Raw genomic sequence first — 20,339 nt, forward strand, 5'->3', positions numbered from 1 at the left:
GGCGCAAAACGAAAAAGCCGGATTCGTCGCTCGACGAATCCGGCTTTTGCTTGCCGGCAACTTCGGGAAGGCGGTTACGGGTTCGCGCCGCCGCCCATGTCGGCGCTCATGATGCGCGGCTCGCCGAGCGTATCGAGATACGTGCGCAGGCGGGTTGCATCCGCGAAACGCGAGTACTTCCCGTACGAATCCAGCAGCACGATGATGACCGGCCGGCCATGCACGTTCGCCTGCATCACGAGGCATTCGCCCGCTTCGTTGATGAAACCCGTCTTTTGCAAGCCGATATCCCACGATGCGTTGCGCACCAGCGCATTCGTGCTGTTGTAGGCGAGCGTGCGCTTGCCCGTGAACACGTCGTAGCTGCGGTCGGTGGAGAACTTGCGGATCAGCGGATACTGATACGCCGCGTTCACCATCTTCACGAGATCACGCGCGCTCGACACGTTGAGGCTCGTGAGTCCGGTCGAATTCTCGAAGTGCGTGTCGGTCATGCCGAGCGCCTTCGCCTTCGCATTCATCGCGGCGATGAACGCGGGGCGGCCGCCGGGGTAATAGCGCGACAGCGCGGCCGCGGCGCGGTTCTCCGATGCCATCAGCGCGATATGCAGCATGTCTTCGCGATTCAGCACCGAGCCGACGGAGAGGCGCGAGCCCGTGTACTTCTCGTAGTCGCGGTCTTCGTCCGTCACCGCGATTTCATCGGTGAGCGGCATGTGCGAGTCGAGCACGACCATGGCCGTCATCAGCTTCGTGATGGACGCGATCGGCACGACGGCGCGCGAATTCTTGTCGAAGAGCGTCTCGGACGTGTCCTGATCGACCACATACGCGACGCTCGAACGCAGCGCGAGGCTGTCCGCGGTCTCATGCAGGCCGAACGCCTGACCGACCGATGTGGCGCGCGGCTGATACGCCACCGCGTGCACCGCCGCGCGACGCGCGTGCGGATCCATCCGGTAGTTCACTCGACGCTTACGCGACGCCTTCGGTGCGTCTTCGTCGTCGGCGGCTGCGGCCACTTTGGCCGGGCGAGCCGCTTTGCCGGCCTTCGCGACGCGAGCAGGCCTGGCGCTCTTCTCTTCGGTATCGGACTTCTTGGCGTGTTTGGTGACGGTGGCGGTTTTGGCAAGGGCTTCAGCCGGAGCCGCTGCAAACGACGTCGCTACAGCCAGTGATACGGCGAAGGACAAAGCCGAGCGCAATGCCACGCCGTGCACCAGCTTTAGCGACGAAAACATTTCGGTTTTCATTAGTGTTCTATTGGGCGGCTGGAGTACCGCCAAGTGTAGTGAAGCTACGAAATTTAAGCAATATTAAGCACTTATCGGCGCTCGTTAAACCGAGTTGTAAGCGTCGATTGGTTGTTTCTGACATGCTGTGCGCAACGATCGGAAAAAACGATCGCTTTTCCGCAGACGGAACGCCGCCGACGGCGCGCTTTTGTACGACACGACTCACGCGTTGTCGGCAAAAAGTTCTGGAACTTAAGTGCTGACTGAAAAAGAGCGAACGTGGCAGTCGCCGCATCGGCCGGGAAAACCGCCGAGCGTCGCGGCGCTGATTGAGTGTGCGTCGGATCAACAGTCGAAATGTTAACGGTTCTTCAACAATTTGGTGTACGGCGATGTCCGAAAAATAGGACGGCCGCAAGAATCGTCCTAATGCGTCACAGTCCGAACGCAGCTTCTTGCGGGCCGCACCATGACTGGACTGCGCTAAACGTCGCGATCCACACCGGTGCAAAGCAACTCATCCCAATGCTTGGGACCGATGCGCTCGATTACTTAAGCCCATGATTAATCGAGCTTTCCAGTTCATTGTGCAATGCACAAAAACTGCTTGACATCACTAAGAATCTCTCTAAAATGGGCTTCATGTTGCGACGCACCAATAGAAGTAGCACCAACTAGCAGCACTTCGCTGCATCAACCAAGCCACGACCCGCCATGATGGGTCGGCAATCAGGAGCCTGAGATGACCCTACTGACCCCCGAACAAATCGCCGCTGCACAGAAAGCCAACTTCGACACGCTGTTCGGTCTGACGAACAAGGCGTTCGAAGGCGTGGAAAAGCTCGTTGAGCTGAACCTGCAAGTCGTCAAGTCGACGCTCGCCGAAGGCCAGGAAAACGCCCAGCGCGCACTGTCCGTGAAGGACGCGCAGGAACTGCTCGCGCTGCAAGCCAGCCTGACGCAGCCGGTCGCGGAAAAGGTGCTGTCGTACGGCCGTCATCTGTATGAAATCGCGTCGGCCACGCAAGCCGAGTTCGCCCGTGTCGCCGAAGTGCAATACGAAGAGCAGAACCGCAAGGTGCAGGCACTCGTCGACAACGTCGCGAAGAACGCGCCCGCTGGTTCGGAAACGGCCGTCGCCGTGATGAAGTCGGCCATCACCGCCGCCAACACGACGTACGAGACGGTTCACAAGGCAACGAAGCAAGCTGTCGAAATCGCGGAAAGCAACTTCAACGCCGCCGCCACGGCCGCGACGAAGGCTGCCACGCAAGCGACGGAACAGGCTGCCCGCGCCACGAAGCGCCCGACGGTCGCCTAAGTCTGAATCGACTGTCCTAAGCTGTACGCGTTGTGCGAAAGCCCGGCTGCGGCCGGGTTTTTCTTTGCGCTCGCTGCGGCCGCGCTTCTCTTCGCTGGCTCGCCGCGCCATGAAAAAAGGCGCGTTTCCCTTGCGGGAAACGCGCCTTTCTCACATCTGCCGCCAGACTGCTTACTTCTTGCGCTGCGGCGGCAGGTCCGTGCAGACCCCTTCGTACAACTCAGCCGCCATACCGATTGACTCGCCGAGCGTCGGGTGCGGGTGGATCGTGCGGCCGATGTCGGTCGCGTCCGCGCCCATCTCGATTGCGAGACACACTTCGCTGATCAGGTCACCCGCATTCAAGCCGACGATACCGCCGCCGATCACGCGGTGCGTTTCTTCGTCGAAGATTAGCTTGGTGAAGCCTTCGTCACGGCCATTGGCGATTGCGCGGCCCGACGCGGCCCAAGGGAACACCGCCTTCCCATACTTGATGCCTTCGGCCTTGCACTGGTCTTCGGTCTTGCCGGCCCACGCGACTTCCGGATCGGTGTACGCCACCGACGGAATCTGCATCGCGTCGAAGTACGCCTTCTCGCCGTGCGCCGCTTCCGCCGCGACGTGGCCTTCGTGCACGGCCTTGTGCGCGAGCATCGGCTGGCCGACGAGATCGCCGATGGCGAAGATGTGCTCGACGTTCGTGCGCATCTGCTTGTCGACGTTGATGAAGCCGCGCTCCGTCACCGCGACGCCCGCCTTGTCCGCGCCGATCTTGCCGCCGTTCGGCGTGCGGCCGACCGACAACAGCACGAGGTCGTAACGTTGCGGTTCCGCCGGCGCCTTTTCGCCTTCGAAGGTCACATAGATGCCGTCTTCCTTCGCTTCGGCCTTCGTGGTCTTCGTCTTTAGCATGACGTTGGCGAAGCGCTTGGCGTTGAACTTCTCCCACGCCTTTACCAAATCGCGGTCCGCGCCCATCATCAGGCCGTCGAGCATTTCGACGACATCGATTTCCGCGCCGAGCGTCGAATAGACGGTCGCCATTTCCAGACCGATGATGCCGCCGCCGACCACCAGCATGCGCTTGGGCAACTGGCGCAACTCGAGCGCGCCGGTGGAATCGACGACGCGCGGGTCAGTCGGGAAGAACGGCAGCTTCACCGCCTGCGAGCCGGCCGCGATGATCGCCTTCTGGAACTTGACGACCTTCTTGCCATCCGCGCCCTGCACTTCCATGTGATGCGGATCGACAAACGTTCCGACGCCCGTCACCACCTGCACCTTGCGCGCCTTCGCCATGCCCGCGAGGCCGCCCGTCAGCTTCTTGACGACGCCTTCCTTGAAGCCGCGCAGCTTGTCGAGATCGATAGTCGGCTTGCCGAAGCTGATGCCGTGTTCGGCCAGCTCGTGCGTTTCATCCATCACGAGCGCCGTATGCAGAAGCGCCTTCGACGGAATGCAGCCGACGTTCAGGCACACGCCGCCAAGCGTCGAATACCGTTCGACGAGCACCGTCTTCATGCCGAGGTCGGCGGAACGGAACGCCGCCGAGTAGCCGCCGGGGCCGGCCCCGAGCACGAGCATCTCGCACTCAATATCGGCCGAGCCGGAATAGCTGCCCGCTTGCGGCGCCGGTGCGGCAGTCGCTTTCTCGGCGGGCTGCGGCGCGGCGGCCGCCGGATTCGTCGGCACATAGGTCGTGCCGCCGCCCTGGCCTTCGAGCGTCAGAATCAGCGTGCCTTCGGAGACGTTGTCGCCGACCTTGACCTTCAATTCCTTGACGGTGCCGGCTGCGGGCGAAGGCACGTCCATCGTGGCCTTGTCGGATTCCAGCGTGATGAGCGACTGTTCCTTTTCGACCGTATCGCCCGCCTTCACGTGAATCTCGATGATCGGGATGTCTGTGAAGTCGCCGATATCCGGCACCTTCACGTCCTGCGTGCCGCCGCCCGACGCAGCGGGCGCTGCTGCAGCGGGTTGCGAAGTGGACGCTTCCTTCGGTGCACCGCTCGGAGGCGCGCCCGAAGCCGCCGCCGCGCCTTCCGTTTCGATCATCGCGATGACCGATCCTTGCGAGACCTTGTCGCCCTGCTTGACCTTCACTTCCTTGATGGTGCCTGCCACATCGGCGGGCACTTCCATCGTCGCCTTGTCGGTTTCGAGCGTGATGACGCCCTGTTCCCTTTCGATGACGTCGCCGGGCTGGATATTGACTTCGATGACATCGACATCGGAGAAGTCGCCGATGTCGGGTACTTTTAGTTCGACGAGACTCATGGTGTCCCCTAAGAGAAGAGCGGATGGAACCGCCGCGCATCACGGCGCGCGCGGCTCCGCCGTCGGCTGGGCTGCGCGTTCGGACTCGCAAGCCCGAACGCGCGCCTCGATCAAAGAATCACGCGACGGAAATCCGCCAGAATCGCCGACAGATAAGCGTTGAAGCGCGCGGCCTCCGCGCCGTCGATCACGCGATGGTCGTACGACAGCGACAGCGGCAGCGTGAGACGCGGCACGAACTGCTTGCCGTCCCACACGGGCTTCTGCTGGCCGCGCGACAACCCCAGGATCGCCACTTCCGGCGCGTTGATGATCGGCGTGAAATGCGTGCCGCCGATGCCGCCCAGCGACGAAATCGAGAAGCAGCCGCCCTGCATCTGGTCCGGCTTCAGCTTGCCTTCGCGCGCGAGCTTCGACAGCTCGGACATTTCCTTCGCGATATCGACGAGGCCCTTCTTGTCCGCATCGCGGATCACGGGAACGACGAGGCCGTTCGGCGTGTCGGCCGCGAAACCGATGTGGTAGTACTTCTTGAAGACGAGGTTGTCGCCGTCGAGGCTCGCGTTGAAGGTCGGGAACTTCTTCAGCGCCGCGACCACGGCCTTGATGACGAACGCGAGCATCGTGAACTTCACGCCCGCTTTCTCGTGCTCCTTGTTCAGCTTGACGCGCAGCTCTTCCAGTTCCGTGATGTCCGCTTCGTCGTTGTTCGTGACGTGCGGGATCATGACCCAGTTGCGGTGCAGGTTAGCGCCCGAGATCTTCTTGATGCGCGAGAGCGGCTTGGGATCGACCGGACCGAACTTCGTGAAATCGACCTTCGGCCACGGCAGCAGTCCCAGCTCGCCGCCGCCACCGCCCGCCGGCGCGGCTGCCGCGGCGGGCGCCTTGGCCTGCCCCGTCATCACGCCCTTCACGAACGCGGTGACGTCCTGCTGCGTGATGCGTCCCTTCGGACCGGTGCCGTTCACGCGCGTCACGTCGACGCCGAGTTCACGCGCGAACTTGCGCACCGAAGGCGATGCGTGGCTCGACGTGCGCGTGCCGTCGCCGGCCGGCATCACCGGCGCCTGCGCGAGCGCGGACGGCGCTTCCTTCGCGGGCGCGGGCTTCGCGGGCGCATCGGGCGGCGCGGCGGTCGGCGACGGCGCTTCCTGCTTCGGCGCCGCTGCCGCTGGCGCTGCGGCAGCACCGCCTTCGCCGCCTTCCAGAATCAGAATCAGCGATCCTTCGGACACCGTATCGCCGATCTTCACCTTCAGTTCCTTGACTGTGCCGGCCGCCGGGCTCGGCACGTCCATGGTCGCCTTGTCGGATTCGAGCGTGACGAGCGACTGTTCCTTTTCGACCTTGTCCCCGACCTTGACGGCGATCTCGATGATCGGAATGTCCGTGAAGTCGCCGATATCCGGCACCTTCACCTCCACCGATCCGCCGCCGCCCGAAGCCTGCGCGGGCTGCGAGTGCGTCTGCGTCTGCGCGGGCGCTTCCTGCTTGGCAGGCGCAGCGGGCGCCGACGGCGCAGCGGCCGCCCCGCCGCCTTCCAGCACGACGATCAGCGTGCCTTCGGAGACGTTGTCGCCCACCTTGACCTTGACTTCTTTCACCGTGCCCGCCGACGAACTCGGCACGTCCATCGTGGCCTTGTCGGATTCCAGCGTGACGAGGGACTGTTCCTGCTCGACGACATCGCCCGGTTTGACCAGCACTTCGATCACCGGAATGTCCTTGAAATCGCCGATGTCCGGCACTTTGACTTCGATCGCTTGACTCATTATTAGTGTCTCCTGGGTTGCACGCGGCCTCTTCCCGCTTCGGAAAGAGGCCGCGTCACAACGCTCGGGGGCGATGCCTTTAGACGGTCATCGGATTGGGTTTGGACGGGTCGAGGTTGTACTTCTTGATCGCCTCAGCGACGACGTTACGCTCGATCGTGCCTTCGTCGGCGAGCGCGTTGAGCGCCGCCAGCGTGACCCAGTAGCGGTCGACTTCGAAGAAGTGGCGCAGCGCTTCACGCGTATCCGAGCGGCCGTAGCCGTCGGTGCCGAGCACCACGAACTTGTTCGGCACGTAGCCGCGAATCTGGTCGACGAGCGCGCGGATGTAGTCCGTCGACGCGATCACCGGACCTTGCGCACCCTTGAGCAGGTTCGTCACGTGCGGCACGCGCTTCTCTTCGGTCGGATGCAGCAGGTTGTAGCGCTCGCACGCCTGACCTTCGCGGGCCAGTTCGGTGAAGCTCGGCACGCTCCAAAGGTCGGCGGACACGCCCCAGTCGTTCTTCAGCAGATCGGCGGCGGCGATGACTTCGTTGAAAATCGTGCCCGCGCCCATCAGCTGGACGTGCGCCTTGCCTGCGCTCTCGGCCTTGTTGAACGCGTACATGCCCTTGATGATGTCGGCCGCAACCGACTCACCTTGCGGAATCGCCGGATGCTCGTAGTTCTCGTTCATCACGGTGATGTAGTAGTACACGTCCTCCTGCTCCTGCACCATGCGGCGCAGGCCGTCTTGCATGATGACGGCGAGTTCGTAGCCGAAGGTCGGGTCGTAGCTCACGCAGTTCGGAATCGACGCCGCCCACAGCAGCGAGTGGCCGTCTTCGTGCTGAAGCCCTTCACCGTTCAGCGTCGTGCGGCCCGCAGTGCCGCCCAGCAGGAAGCCGCGCGAACGCATGTCGCCCGCGGCCCACGCGAGGTCGCCGATGCGCTGGAAGCCGAACATCGAGTAGAAGATGTAGAACGGGATCATGATCTCGCCGTGCGTCGAGTACGACGTCGCGGCCGCGATCCAGTCACACATGCCACCGGCTTCGTTGATGCCTTCCTGCAGGATCTGACCCGTCTCCGATTCCTTGTAGAACATCAGCTGGTCGGAGTCTTCCGGAATGTACTTCTGGCCGTCCTGATTCCAGATGCCGATCTGGCGGAAGAGGCCTTCCATGCCGAAGGTACGCGACTCGTCCGGCACGATCGGCACGACGCGCTTGCCGATGGCCTTGTCCTTCAGCAGGATGTTCAGCACGCGCACGAACGCCATCGTCGTGGAGATTTCGCGGCCTTCGCCCGTGCCCTTCAGCAACGGCTCGAACGCGGACAGCGCCGGCACCGGCAGCGATTCCGCCTTTTCGCGGCGCGCCGGCAGATAGCCGCCCAGATCCATGCGCTTCTGGCGCATGTACTCGAGTTCCTTCGAGCCTTCCTCGAACGTCAGGTACGGCACGTCGACGATCTGTTCATCGGTGATCGGCAGGCGGAACTGGTCGCGGAATTTCTTCAGCGTCTCGATCGGCAGCTTCTTCTGCTGGTGCGTGATGTTCATGGCCTGACCGTGCTCGCCCATGCCATAGCCCTTGATGGTCTTGGCGAGGATGACGGTCGGCGCGCCCTTCGTCTTCGTGGCGGCGTCGAACGCGGCGTAGATCTTGTGCGGGTCGTGGCCGCCGCGGTTCAGGTTCCAGATGTCTTCATCGGACCAGTCGGCGACGAGCGCCTTGAGTTCCGGCGTATTGAAGAAGTGCTCGCGCACGAACGCGCCCGACTCGGACTTGTACGTCTGATATTCGCCGTCCACCACTTCCATCATGCGGCGCATCAGCGCGCCGGTCTTGTCGCGGGCGAAAAGCGCGTCCCAGCGGCTGCCCCAGATGACCTTGATGACGTTCCAGCCCGCGCCGCGGAACTCGCTTTCCAGTTCCTGGATGATCTTGCCGTTGCCGCGCACCGGGCCGTCCAGGCGCTGCAGGTTGCAGTTGATGACGAACACGAGGTTGTCCAGACGCTCGCGGCCGGCCATGCCGATCGCGCCGAGCGATTCCGGCTCATCCGTTTCGCCGTCGCCGAGGAACGCCCAGACCTTGCGGCCCTCCGTCTTCGCGATGCCGCGCGCCTGCATGTACTTCATGAAGCGCGCCTGGTAGATCGCCATGATCGGGCCGAGACCCATCGAGACGGTCGGGAACTGCCAGAAGTCCGGCATCAGCCACGGATGCGGATACGACGAAATGCCCTCGCCGCCCACTTCCTGGCGGAAGTTGTTCAGTTGCTTCTCGGTCAGGCGCCCGAGCAGGAACGCGCGCGAGTACACGCCCGGCGACGAGTGGCCCTGCACGAACACGAGATCGCCGCCATGCTCTTTCGAGGGCGCGTGCCAGAAGTGGTTGAAGCCGACGTCATAGAGCGTCGCGGCCGACGCGAACGAGGCGATGTGCCCGCCGACGTTCGTGTCCTTGCCCGCGCGCAGCACCATGGCGATGGCGTTCCAGCGCGTGTACGAACGGATGCGGTGCTCGATGTCCTGGTCGCCCGGAATCTTCGCCTGCGACGCGACCGGGATCGTATTGATGTACGGGGTGTTCGCCGAAAACGGCAGATGCTCGCCGTGCACGCGAGCGAACTCGATCTGTTTTTCGATCAGGTAATGCGCGCGGTCAGGTCCGACCGCGGAAATCACGCCATCCAGTGCTTCGAGCCATTCGGCGGTTTCCTGCGGATCGTCGTCCTTGGCATTGGCGACATATTTGAGAACTTCGTCGGGTACAGCGGACATGCTCGTCTCCTGATGTGAGGAACGCTCTAAGAACAGCCGAAAACACACGCCCGCACGGATTCGGGCACTGGCCGCGTGCCGGCATTCTAAAGAGGGTCCAGACCTAGTAGCAAGGGATTTTTCGAATCATGGGAGTTCATCTCATGATGTGAAAAAATGCTGCAATGCACCGTCCGGTATCGTTTTTCTCTCAAACGTTTTGCCTCCTTTTCCCGCAAATGAGCCGTCTTTACCGTCTTTTTACGCCAATTAACAATCGGGCGCTGCGTTACAATCGCTTCCATGTTGACTGACCGGCTGATCAAACGCTCGGCGCGAGTCGGTAAGAAACCGACCGACTCTTCGCCCTCCCGCTGGCACCACGGCCCGTGGTGGTCGAACTCCTATTTACTGACGCCGCTCATCTCGATCATCGTGTTTCTGGTGGTCATGAGTCTGATTCTCTGGAGCCTCAACCGGCGCGAGCAGCAGCAGCAGGAAGACACGCTGTATCGCAACGTGGCGTGGGCGCAGCAGCAAATCCGTCTCTCCATGACGGGTGCGCAAGAACAAATCCAGGCCCTTGCGCGCGACATCGCGGGCGGCCACGGCGACTCGCAGAACTTCCAGACCGCGTCCACCGACATCATGCAGGGGCATCCCGAGATCCTCTACATGAACTGGTACACGAGCGAGCACAAGCCGCGCTGGCCCAATTCGCCGCTGCCGGTGCTCGGCTCCCGTCTCGCGAAGCCGAACGACACGCAAATGGACGAAGCCGTACAGGCCGCGTTCGACGAAGCGCGCACCACGCGCCGCCAGGTCTACTCCCCTCTTCTCTACGACGATCTCGGCAACGGTTACATCACGCTGCAAACGCCGGTCTTCCGCGACCGCGAATTCCTCGGCTCGATCGCGGCGGTGTTTTCGATCGAAGGCATTCTGAAGCGCGACATTCCGAGCGAACTGTCGGCGAAGTACAAGATCTCGATTACCGATCTGAACAATCGCGAACTCGCCACCACGTCGAGTCGCCCGCGCCTTCCGCGCGACATGTTCTACGACCTTCCGCTCGATCCGCCCGGGCAGGGGCTGTCGGTGCGCGTCTATTCCTATCCGCAGCTCACGAATTTCACCAATAACACGCTGGTGTGGCTCGTCGCGGGCTTGTCCTGCTTCGTGCTGTGGAGCCTCTGGAGTCTGTGGAAGCACACGCGCCAGCGCTTCGAGGCGCAGCAGGCGCTCTACGCCGAAGCGTTCTTCCGCCGCGCGATGGAAAACTCGGTGCTCATCGGCATGCGCGTGCTCGACATGCACGGCCGCATCACGCACGTGAATCCGGCGTTTTGCCGCATGACGGGCTGGGACGAGAGCGATCTCGTCGGCAAGAACGCGCCGTTTCCGTACTGGCCGCGCGACGCGTATCCGGAAATGCAGCGCCAGCTCGACATGACTTTGCGCGGCAAGGCGCCCTCGTCCGGCTTCGAATTGCGCGTGCGCCGCAAGGACGGCTCGTTCTTCCACGCGCGGCTATATGTTTCGCCGCTCATCGACAGTTCGGGCCGCCAGACGGGCTGGATGTCGTCGATGACTGACATCACGGAGCCGAAGCGCGCCCGCGAGGAACTCGCCGCCGCGCACGAACGCTTCACGACCGTCCTCGAAAGCCTCGACGCGGCCGTGTCCGTGCTCGCCGCCGACGAAGCGGAACTGCTCTTCGCGAACCGCTATTACCGGCATCTCTTCGGCATCCGCCCGGACGGGCATCTGCAACTCGCGGGCGCGGCCTTCGACGGCAACGCGCAGAGTTCGTCCGACACGCTCGACATGATCGACACCTACGCGGGCCTGCCGACCGCCGCGCTCACCGAAAGCTCGGCGGACGCGCAGGAGGTCTACGTCGAAGGCATCCAGAAGTGGTTCGAAGTGCGCCGCCAGTACATTCAGTGGGTGGACGGCCACCTCGCGCAAATGCAGATCGCGACCGACATCACGCAGCGCAAGCAGGCGCAGGAACTCGCGCATCAGCAGGAAGAGAAGCTTCAGTTCACGAGCCGCCTGATGACCATGGGCGAGATGGCCTCGTCGCTCGCGCACGAACTGAATCAGCCGCTCGCGGCCATCAATAACTATTGCTCCGGCTGCGTCGCGCTCGTGAAGTCGGGACGCATGACGCAGGAAACGCTGCTTCCGGTGCTCGAAAAGACCGCTCAGCAGGCCGTGCGCGCGGGCATGATCATCAAGCGCATTCGCGAGTTCGTGAAACGCAGCGAACCCAAGCGTCAGGCCACGCGCGTGGCGGATATCGTCGCCGACGCGGTCGGTCTCGCCGAGATCGAAGCGCGCAAGCGCAAGATCCGCATCGTCACCGAAATCCGTTCGCGCATGCCGGTGATCTACGTCGATCCGGTTTTGATCGAACAAGTGTTGGTCAACCTGTTGAAAAACGCCGCCGAAGCAATGCATGATGCAAAGCCGAACGCCGTCGATCCGGTGATTCGCGTGGTCGTGCAGCGAAACGATGGCGGGTTCGTGTGCATCAGCGTCGTGGATCAGGGTCCGGGCGTCGACGAAGCCACGGCCGAGCGTCTTTTCGAGCCCTTCTACAGCACGAAATCCGACGGCATGGGCATGGGCCTGAACATTTGCCGCTCGATCATCGAATCGCATCGCGGTCGGCTGTGGGTGGTGAACAACGTCGAGGCGGACGGCCACGTGACCGGTGCGACCTTCCACTGCAGCCTGCCTATCGGCGAAGCGGACGGATCGACGGGACCGGGCGCCGACGCGCGCGACGAACATACCAATACGAGACAACATACCGTTACGGGAGAACTATGAGCAGTCCAGTCACCACTCAGGAAACCGTCTTTGTCGTCGACGATGACGAGGCCGTGCGTGATTCTTTGCGCTGGCTGCTCGAAGCGAACGGCTATCGCGTGCAGTGCTTCTCCAGCGCGGAGTCGTTCCTCGACGTTTATCTGCCCATCGCGCATTCCGGCGCCATCGCGTGCCTGATTCTCGACGTGCGCATGGCCGGCATGACCGGCCTCGAATTGCAGGAAAAGCTGATCGCGGACAACTCGGTGCTGCCGATCATCTTCGTCACGGGTCACGGCGACGTGCCGATGGCAGTCTCGACCATGAAGAAAGGCGCGATGGACTTCATCGAGAAGCCGTTCGACGAAGCCGAATTGCGCAAGCTGGTCGAGCGCATGCTGGAAAAGGCGCGCAGCGAGAGCACGAGCGTCCAGCAGCAGCGCGCGGCGGCCGAGCGGCTCGGCAAGTTGACGGCGCGCGAGCATCAAGTGCTCGAGCGCATCATCGCGGGGCGGCTCAACAAGCAGATCGCGGATGACCTCGGCATCAGCATCAAGACGGTCGAAGCGCATCGCGCGAACATCATGGAAAAGCTTTCGGTCAATACCGTCGCCGACCTGCTGCGCCTCGCGCTGTCCAACAAGCCGCAGCAGTAACACGTCTTCGCTGCTTCGTTGCGTGGCCGGCTCTCGTGCCGGCCACGTTCGCATGGACTGCCCGAACGCGCACCGGCCGGTCGAATCGACAAGTGCGAAACGTGAAATTTCGTGTTTCGCGTTGACACCAAAGAGCGCCCGCCCGTAACTTGATCGTGCCCTAACAACGGAGTCGATCATGCGCGACAAGGCAACCGGTGCACGCCCAGGCAAACGTTTCCACAACCACCTCAGACGCGCGCGAACGTCTTCATCCTTTGCCGCTTCGGCCGGCAACGCCGCTTTCTTCCGCAGTTCCTTTTGCACTTCTTCTTGCAGTTCCACGCCCCCGCCTGACTTCTCCGCTTTGCATCCGTCCACTTGGCGATGGGTGACGAAAACGCCGGACACACGCCTCGCGCCTCCAGTTGCAGGCTCCGCGTTGACTCAAACGCTATGCCTGTCGCTCGTCGAGCGCCTGCATGCAATGCGCGTTCTGCTCCTTGCCACCATGCTCGCTGCGCCGCTCGCCGTGCTTCACGCGCCGCCCGCAATCGCTCAGGCGCAGCCTGCCGCAGCCGCCGGCCAGAAGCTCTCGAACCAGCAGATCGATGCACTCGTCGCGCCGGTCGCGCTCTATCCCGATGCACTGCTCGCGCAGGTGCTGATGGCTTCGACGTATCCGCAGGACATTCAGGCGGCCGCGCAGTGGTCGAAGGCGAATCCGAACATCAAGGGCGACGACGCGGTGAAGGCCGTTCAGTCAGAACCGTGGGATCCGAGCGTGCAATCGCTGGTGGCGTTCCCGCAGGCATTGGCGACGATGGCCTCCAAGCCGGACTGGGTCACGCAACTCGGCAACGCATTCATCGCGCAATCCGGCGACGTGATGGATTCCGTGCAGCGGCTGCGGCGCGCGGCACAAAGCGCGGGCAATCTGCAGACGACCGAACAGCAGAAGGTAGTCGTCGAGCAAAGCACTATTCAGATCGTGCCTGCCAATCCGCAAGTGGTGTATGTGCCGACCTATAACCCGACCGTGGTCTACGGCGCGTGGCCGTATCCGGCGTATCCGCCGGTGTACGTGCCGCCGCAGCCCGGTTATGCAATCGCGTCGGGTTTCGCGGCCGGGCTCGCGTTCGGCACGGGCGTCGCGGTCGCCAACGCGCTGTGGGGCAATTGCGACTGGGGCCGCCACGACGTCAACGTCAACGTGAACCGCTACAACAACATCAACGTCAACAACCGCATCAACGCGAACAGCAACAGCGTACGCTGGAATCGCAACGACCCGCAGTTCAACCGGAACAACGTGGCGAACCGGCAGAACTTTGGAAACCAGAATCTCGGCGCGGCGAACCGCGACCAGTTCCGCGGACGCGATCAGGCGCGGGCGCAGGCAGCGCAAACGCTGCAGCAGCGCACGGGGCAGAACCTCAATCAGTCGGCGAGTCAGCGCGTGCAGAACATCCGGCAAGGCGGCGAAGCGCGCGGCGTCGGCAACAACGACTTACATCAGCGCGCGCAGAGCGTGAACCGTGACAACGCGCTGCGCGGCGCAGGCGACGGCAATGCCGCGCGGCAGGACATCCAGCGCGGGCAGGCGAGCCGCGAGTCATTCGCGAGCGCGCATCCGAATGCGGGCGGCGGCGTGCAACGGCAAGGCGGCGGCCTCGGCAGCGGAGGTGGCGGCATTCAGCGCAGCGGCGGGTTCCAAGGCGGCGCGGGCGGCGGGTTCCATAGCGGCGGAGGCGGCTTTCATCGCCGCTGAGCCGCTCAATGCGCAAGCCCATGTCCATTCCATGCCCACGATTCAGGAGTCCGATATGACCTGCAAGAAAACACTCGCCTCGTCCCCCCGCTCGTTCCTTCGCGCGGTCATCGCCAGCGCGTCGCTCTGTCTCGCCGCTCCGCTCGCGCACGCGCAGGCTCTTTACTCGACGCCGGAAGCCGCAGCGCAAGCCCTCACCGACGCCATCGCCTCGAACGACGAAGCCGCGCTCTCTAAGGTGCTCGGCAAGGACCACGCACGCTATGTTCCGACCGACAACATCGGCGCAGAAGACGTCTACGAATACCTCGGCTCGTGGGCGAAGGGACACCGGATCGTCGAGGAGACCGGCGCCGCCGGCGGCCCGAAGCGCGCGCACATCGAAACCGGCGACAGCGGCTGGACCCTGCCGATTCCGCTCGTCGAGACGGGCAAAGGCTGGCGCTTCGACATGCCAGCCGCACGCGACGAAGTGCTGACACGGCACATCGGCCGCAACGAGCGTTCGGTGATGCGCGTCGCGCTCGCCTACGCGGATGCGCAAAACGATTATCGCAAGCTCACGAACCGCTACGCGGACCGCTTCGTGAGCACGCCCGGCAAGCACGACGGCCTCTACTGGGACAGTGCGCCCGGAGAGCCGGAGAGTCCACTCGGCCCGCTCGCGGCGGCCATGCCCAACAAGGCGACAGCGTCGGGCGGCTACTACGGCTATCACTACCGCATCCTCACCGCGCAAGGTCCGCACGCTAAAGGCGGCGCGAAGAATTACATGGCAGGCGGCGCGCTGAAGGACGGCTTCGGCTTGATCGCGTGGCCGGCAAAATACGGCGAAACCGGCGTCATGTCCTTCATGATCGATCAGGACGGGCAGCTTTATCAGAAGAACCTGGGGCCGGCGTCGGCGCGCGTGGCAGCGTCGATCAAGACGTTCGATCCCGATTCGTCCTGGCAGTCGGTCTCGCCGTAGATCAAGCACGAGGAGCACCGTGGCGCAGCGCGCCGCCGGACGCCCGAAAGCGCCCGGCGGTATAATTTCGCCCTTCTTCGAGGGCGCTTCGCGCGCCCTGGCACGCCCGGCAGCAACACGTCTCGCCTGCGCGCCGTCCTCGCCACACCGCCCATTCTCGATTCCGATTCGCCATGACTGCCCAACTCATCGACGGTAACGCCCTTTCCAAGACCCTTCGCGCCGATGTCGCCGCCCGCGCGGCCGCGCTCACCGCTCGCGGACACAAGCCGGGCCTGGCCGTGGTGCTCGTCGGCGACAATCCGGCGAGCGAAGTCTATGTGCGCAACAAGGTGAAGGCGTGCCAGGACAACGGGCTGCATTCGGTATTCGACCGTTTTCCCGCGACGTTCGCCGAAAGCGAACTGCTCGCGCACATCGAGAAGCTCAACGCCGATCCGGCTATCCACGGCATTCTGGTGCAACTGCCGCTGCCCGCGCATATCGACAGCCACAAGGTGATCGAAGCCATCGCGCCGGAGAAAGACGTGGACGGCTTTCATGTCGCGAACGCGGGCGCGTTGATGACGGGCAAGCCGCTCTTTCGCCCATGCACGCCGTATGGCGTGATGAAGATGTTCGAGGCGCACGACATCGACCTTACGGGCGCGAACGCGGTGGTGATCGGCCGCTCGAACATCGTCGGCAAACCGATGGCGCTCCTGCTGCTCGAAGCCGGCGCGACCGTCACGATCTGTCACAGCAAGACGCGCGATATCGCGCGCTATACACGCGACGCGGATGTCGTCGTCGCGGCGACCGGCCGCCGTAACATTCTGACGGCGGACATGGTGAAGCCGGGCGCGACGGTGATCGACGTCGGCATGAATCGCGATGAAGCGGGCAAGCTGTGCGGCGACGTCGACTTCGCGGGCGTGAAGGAAGTCGCGGGCTACATCACGCCGGTGCCGGGCGGCGTCGGCCCGATGACAATCACCATGCTGCTCGTCAATACCATCGAAGCCGCCGAGCGCGCGGCACAGGCGTAAGCCGCCGGGGACGCGCCTGATCGTCCCCTTAGAAACAATCCATTGGATTTTGGCCCTGCCGCCCCAATAATGCTCCAATAGCATTCGCACACGAGCGGCGCGGCCCGGCATGACCGGCCCGTTCCGCGCTTCATTGATCAGAGAACCGGGAGAGTCATGAGCGATACCACCGCAGCCACGCCGACCACGGCAGCATCCAACCCGCTGCTCGATTTTTCCGACCTGCCGCGCTTCGGCGAAATCAAGCCCGAGCACGTCACGCCGGCGCTCGACGTGCTGCTGGCGGCGGCCAAAAGCGCCGTCGATCGCGCGAGTGCGCCCGAGACGCCTGCCACGTGGCAAGACATCGTGGAAACGGTGGAGCGTGAATCGGAGAAGCTCTCGCGTGCGTGGGGCATCGTCGGGCATCTGAACGCCGTGGCAGACACGCCGGAATTGCGCGCCGCCCATGCCGAAAACCTGCCGCGCGTCACCGAGTTTTCGGCAAGCGTCGGCCAGAATCTCGCGCTGTACGAGAAGTACAAAGCGATCGCCGCAGGCGACGAGTTCGCCGGGCTTTCCGCCGAGCGCAAGAAGATTCTGGAAAACGCGCTGCGCGACTTCCGTTTGTCCGGCGCTGAGTTGCCCGAAGACCGCAAGCCGCGCTTCGCGCAGTTGCAGGAAGAACAAGCCGCGCTTGCAAAGGCCTTTTCGGATCACGTGCTGGATGCGACCAACGCGTACTCGTACATCGTCACGCAGCAAAGCGACCTCGCCGGACTTCCCGACGACGTGATCGAAGCCGCCCGCGAAGCCGCGCAAAAAGAAGGCAAGGACGGCTGGAAGTTTACGCTGCACTTCCCTTCGTATTTCCCTGTGCTGCAATACGCACAGCATCGCCCGATGCGCGAGGCCATGTATCGCGCGTACGTCACGCGTGCGTCGGAACTCGGCGAGACCTACGGGCACGGCAAGGCCGAATGGGACAACACCCAGAATATCGTCGAGCAACTGAAGCTGCGTCAGGAAGAAGCGCGCACGCTCGGCTATCAGAACTTCGCGGAAGTCTCGCTTGCGCCGAAGATGGCGGAGTCGCCCGCTCAGGTCATCGCGTTTCTCGAAGACCTCGCGAAGCGCGCGCGCCCCTATGCTGAAAACGACTGGATGGAACTGCGCGCGTTTGCTGCCACCGAACTCGGCATGCCCGAACTTCAGCCGTGGGACATCGCCTACGCGGCCGAAAAGCTGCGCCAGAAACGCTATTCGTTCTCCGAAAACGAAGTGAAGCAATACTTCCCGCAGGAAGCGGTGTTGAAGGGCCTTTTCAAGGTGACCGAAACGTTGTTCAACGTCTCCATTCGCCGCGACGAAGCCGCCGTGTGGAATCCGGACGTGCGCTTCTTCCGCGTCGAGAACAAGGACGGTTCGCTCGTCGCGCAGTTCTATCTGGACCTGTACGCGCGCGAAGGCAAGCGCGGCGGCGCCTGGATGGACGACGCCCGCGCCCGCCACAAGCGCACGCAAGGCGACGTGCAGACGCCGGTCGCGTATCTCACGTGCAATTTCTCCGCGCCGGTCGGCGGCAAGCCGGCGTGCTTCACGCACGACGAAGTCATCACGCTGTTCCACGAGTTCGGGCACGGCCTGCATCACATGCTCACGCGCGTCGAGGAACTCGGCGTGTCGGGCATCAACGGCGTCGAATGGGATGCGGTGGAACTGCCATCGCAATTCATGGAGAACTTCTGCTGGGAGTGGGACGTGCTAACCGACATGTCTGCGCACGTCGAAACGGGCCAGCCGCTGCCGCGCGAACTGTTCGACAAGATGCTCGCCGCGAAGAACTTCCAGAGTGGTTTGGGGACGCTGCGCCAGATCGTTTTCTCGATGTTCGATATGGTGCTGCACACGTCCTACGATCCGGCCAACGGCACGCAGAACGTGAACGATCTCGCCCGCGAGATCAACGAGAAGTTTCACGTCATTCCGCAAACGCCGTTCTCGCGCTGGCCGAATACGTTCAGCCACATATTCGCGGGCGGTTATGCGGCGGGCTACTACAGCTACAAGTGGGCCGAAGTGCTGTCCGCCGATGCCTACGCCGCGTTCGAAGAAGCCGCGAAGGCCGCCAACGGCTCGGTGCTGGATGCGCAAACGGGCATCCGCTATCGCCGCGAGATTCTGGAGGTGGGCGGGAGCCGCCCGGCGATGGACTCGTTCAAAGCGTTTCGTGGACGCGAGCCGAGCATCGACGCGCTATTGCGCCACAACGGCATGAGCGAGCACACACAGACGGTGCACTAATCCACTGATCCGACACCCCGGCCGCCGAGCCGGGGTTTTTATTGTCAGCGCTTGATTCTGAAGTCCACCTCCGCAGGCCGTCCTTCGAGCGCCAGCGTCGCGCGCACGGCCGGGCTGCGGCTCACCACCTTCCCTCTTCTGATCACCGCCGTGCGCGCCGCGCGCAGACGGATCGCTTCGATCGGATCGCGAGCATCGAGCACGACGCAATCCGCATGGCAGCCCACTTCCACGCCGTAGCCTTCGAGCCCGAGAATGCGCGCGGGCGTTGCCGTGACCGCATCGAAGCACGCGCGCATCGCGTCCACGCCGGTCATTTGCGCGACGTGCAGGCCCATATGCGCGACTTCCAGCATGTCGCCGGAACCGAGGCTATACCACGGGTCCATCACGCAGTCGTGGCCGAACGCGACGTCGATGCCCGCCGCCATCAGTTCGGGCACGCGCGTCATTCCGCGCCGCTTCGGGTACGTGTCCGATCGTCCCTGCAGCGTGATATTGATGAGCGGATTCGCAATCGCGGAAACGCCCGCTTCGCGCATCAGCGGAATGAGCTTGCTCACGTAGTAGTTGTCCATCGAATGCATGGACGTGAGATGCGAGCCGGTCACGCGTCCATGCAGTCCCAGCCGATGCGTCTCCGCCGCAAGCGTTTCGATGTGCCGCGACAGCGGATCGTCGGATTCGTCGCAGTGCATGTCCACGCGCAAGCCCTGCTCTGCAGCGTATTCGCACAGCAGGGTGATCGATGCCGCGCCGTCGGCCATGGTGCGCTCGAAGTGCGGAATGCCGCCGACGACATCGACGCCGAGCGCAATCGCACGCTTCAGGTTCTCGAACGCGCCCGCGCTGCGCAATACGCCGTCCTGCGGGAACGCGACAAGTTGCAGGTCGAGATAAGGCTTCACGCGGCGCTTGACCTCGACCAGCGCCTCGACGGCGAGCAACCGCGGATCGCAGACATCGACGTGCGAGCGGATCGCCAGCAGCCCGCGCGCGACGGCCCAGTCGCAATACTGCAGCGCGCGCTCGACGATGGCTTCCTGCGTCAGTTCGGGCTTCAGTTCGCCCCACAACGCAATCCCTTCGAGCAGCGTCCCCGACGCGTTCACGCGCGGCAGCCCGTACGAGAGCGTCGCGTCCATGTGAAAGTGCGCATCGACGAAAGGCGCGGTGACGAGCGAACCGTTGGCATCGATTTCCTCGCGCGCGCTTGCGTTCAGATGCGGCTCGATGGCGACGATGCGGCCCGCTTCCATGCCGATATCGACAAGCTCAGTGGAACGCACGAGCGCGGCGCGACGAATGATGAGATCCATGTGCAAACCCTCGTACTTAAGGCATTCCGACGATTGTAGCGAGTCATAAAAGCGCCGCGCGGTAGGCGCCATACTTATCAAATTGATCAGCAATTGGGAAGAAACGTTTGCTTATCGACAATGGCGGATGCGTCGGCACATTTGGCGGCGTCGCATTAAACGCATCCTTAC

General features: G+C 63.3%; 12 protein-coding genes and 1 pseudogene. 7 read left to right on the forward strand and 6 right to left on the reverse strand.

The features are described from left to right. Positions 1-74: 74 nt before the first annotated feature. On the reverse strand, positions 75-1,253 hold the full coding sequence (gene pbpG, locus P9239_RS13125) for a D-alanyl-D-alanine endopeptidase (protein WP_309751472.1): 1,179 nt from the start codon (positions 1,251-1,253) through the stop codon (positions 75-77). A gap of 724 nt (positions 1,254-1,977) precedes the next feature. Between pbpG and P9239_RS13130 the strand changes: the two genes are divergently transcribed. Beyond that, positions 1,978-2,556 (forward strand): phasin family protein, encoded by a 579-nt coding sequence (locus tag P9239_RS13130; RefSeq protein ID WP_309751474.1) that lies wholly within the window; start codon positions 1,978-1,980, stop codon positions 2,554-2,556. A 171-nt stretch (positions 2,557-2,727) separates the two neighbouring features. On the opposite strand, the gene lpdA is transcribed toward P9239_RS13130, so the two are convergent. The 4 genes and pseudogenes from lpdA to aceE all read right to left on the reverse strand — a co-directional run bounded on the left by lpdA (position 2,728) and on the right by aceE (position 9,363). Further along, positions 2,728-4,470, reverse strand: a complete 1,743-nt coding sequence (lpdA, locus tag P9239_RS13135; protein ID WP_404980094.1) for a dihydrolipoyl dehydrogenase — start codon at positions 4,468-4,470, stop codon at positions 2,728-2,730. Positions 4,471-4,623: 153 nt separating this feature from the next. After that, positions 4,624-4,815: pseudogene (locus tag P9239_RS23395) on the reverse strand (biotin/lipoyl-containing protein); the annotation flags it as partial. A 110-nt stretch (positions 4,816-4,925) separates the two neighbouring features. Beyond that, complete coding sequence (gene aceF / locus P9239_RS13140; RefSeq protein WP_309751478.1) at positions 4,926-6,590, reverse strand: dihydrolipoyllysine-residue acetyltransferase; 1,665 nt, start codon at positions 6,588-6,590, stop codon at positions 4,926-4,928. A 79-nt stretch (positions 6,591-6,669) separates the two neighbouring features. Continuing rightward, entirely contained in the window at positions 6,670-9,363 is a 2,694-nt protein-coding gene (gene aceE / locus P9239_RS13145) for a pyruvate dehydrogenase (acetyl-transferring), homodimeric type (RefSeq protein WP_309751480.1), read from the reverse strand. Positions 9,364-9,645: 282 nt separating this feature from the next. On the opposite strand from aceE, the gene fixL reads away from it, so the two are divergent. The 6 genes from fixL (at position 9,646) to P9239_RS13175 (ending at position 18,849) form a co-directional block, all read left to right on the forward strand. Then, positions 9,646-12,183 carry an oxygen sensor histidine kinase FixL gene (gene fixL / locus P9239_RS13150; protein ID WP_309751482.1) on the forward strand — a complete coding sequence of 846 codons (2,538 nt, stop codon included), beginning with the start codon at positions 9,646-9,648 and terminating at the stop codon, positions 12,181-12,183. Beyond that, positions 12,180-12,818, forward strand: a complete 639-nt coding sequence (gene fixJ / locus P9239_RS13155; RefSeq protein WP_159835767.1) for an oxygen response regulator transcription factor FixJ — start codon at positions 12,180-12,182, stop codon at positions 12,816-12,818. Before fixL ends, fixJ begins: the two co-directional genes overlap by 4 nt. A 466-nt stretch (positions 12,819-13,284) precedes the next feature. Next, positions 13,285-14,568, forward strand: coding sequence for a DUF3300 domain-containing protein (locus P9239_RS13160; RefSeq protein WP_404980093.1), 1,284 nt, complete (start codon positions 13,285-13,287; stop codon positions 14,566-14,568). 55 nt (positions 14,569-14,623) lie between these two features. After that, positions 14,624-15,538: a DUF2950 domain-containing protein gene (locus tag P9239_RS13165; RefSeq protein ID WP_309751486.1), complete on the forward strand. Its 915-nt coding sequence runs from the start codon at positions 14,624-14,626 to the stop codon at positions 15,536-15,538. A gap of 173 nt (positions 15,539-15,711) precedes the next feature. Then, the gene (gene folD, locus P9239_RS13170; RefSeq protein ID WP_309751488.1) at positions 15,712-16,566 is read left to right on the forward strand and encodes a bifunctional methylenetetrahydrofolate dehydrogenase/methenyltetrahydrofolate cyclohydrolase FolD; all 855 of its coding nucleotides are present in this window, start codon (positions 15,712-15,714) and stop codon (positions 16,564-16,566) included. A 156-nt stretch (positions 16,567-16,722) separates the two neighbouring features. After that, positions 16,723-18,849 carry a M3 family metallopeptidase gene (locus tag P9239_RS13175; RefSeq protein ID WP_309751490.1) on the forward strand — a complete coding sequence of 709 codons (2,127 nt, stop codon included), beginning with the start codon at positions 16,723-16,725 and terminating at the stop codon, positions 18,847-18,849. 44 nt (positions 18,850-18,893) lie between these two features. Here the strand turns inward: P9239_RS13175 and P9239_RS13180 are convergent, their stop codons facing one another. Then, a complete protein-coding gene (locus tag P9239_RS13180; RefSeq protein ID WP_309751492.1) occupies positions 18,894-20,168 on the reverse strand; it encodes an amidohydrolase family protein in 1,275 nt (424 codons plus the stop codon). Positions 20,169-20,339: the final 171 nt, after the last annotated feature.

The sequence above is a fragment of the Caballeronia sp. LZ062 genome, from assembly GCF_031450785.1.
GTDB lineage: Bacteria > Pseudomonadota > Gammaproteobacteria > Burkholderiales > Burkholderiaceae > Caballeronia.

What these genes read in the sequence shown, in the direction of transcription:
- P9239_RS13130 (WP_309751474.1), top strand. Translation starts at nt 1,978, where the DNA reads ATGACCCTACTGACCCCCGAACAAATCGCCGCTGCACAGAAAGCCAAC.
- P9239_RS13180 (WP_309751492.1), bottom strand. Translation starts at nt 20,168, where the DNA reads ATGGATCTCATCATTCGTCGCGCCGCGCTCGTGCGTTCCACTGAGCTT.
- pbpG (WP_309751472.1), bottom strand. Translation starts at nt 1,253, where the DNA reads ATGAAAACCGAAATGTTTTCGTCGCTAAAGCTGGTGCACGGCGTGGCA.
- folD (WP_309751488.1), top strand. Translation starts at nt 15,712, where the DNA reads ATGACTGCCCAACTCATCGACGGTAACGCCCTTTCCAAGACCCTTCGC.
- P9239_RS13160 (WP_404980093.1), top strand. Translation starts at nt 13,285, where the DNA reads ATGCGCGTTCTGCTCCTTGCCACCATGCTCGCTGCGCCGCTCGCCGTG.
- P9239_RS13175 (WP_309751490.1), top strand. Translation starts at nt 16,723, where the DNA reads ATGAGCGATACCACCGCAGCCACGCCGACCACGGCAGCATCCAACCCG.
- fixJ (WP_159835767.1), top strand. Translation starts at nt 12,180, where the DNA reads ATGAGCAGTCCAGTCACCACTCAGGAAACCGTCTTTGTCGTCGACGAT.
- aceE (WP_309751480.1), bottom strand. Translation starts at nt 9,363, where the DNA reads ATGTCCGCTGTACCCGACGAAGTTCTCAAATATGTCGCCAATGCCAAG.
- fixL (WP_309751482.1), top strand. Translation starts at nt 9,646, where the DNA reads ATGTTGACTGACCGGCTGATCAAACGCTCGGCGCGAGTCGGTAAGAAA.
- P9239_RS13165 (WP_309751486.1), top strand. Translation starts at nt 14,624, where the DNA reads ATGACCTGCAAGAAAACACTCGCCTCGTCCCCCCGCTCGTTCCTTCGC.
- aceF (WP_309751478.1), bottom strand. Translation starts at nt 6,590, where the DNA reads ATGAGTCAAGCGATCGAAGTCAAAGTGCCGGACATCGGCGATTTCAAG.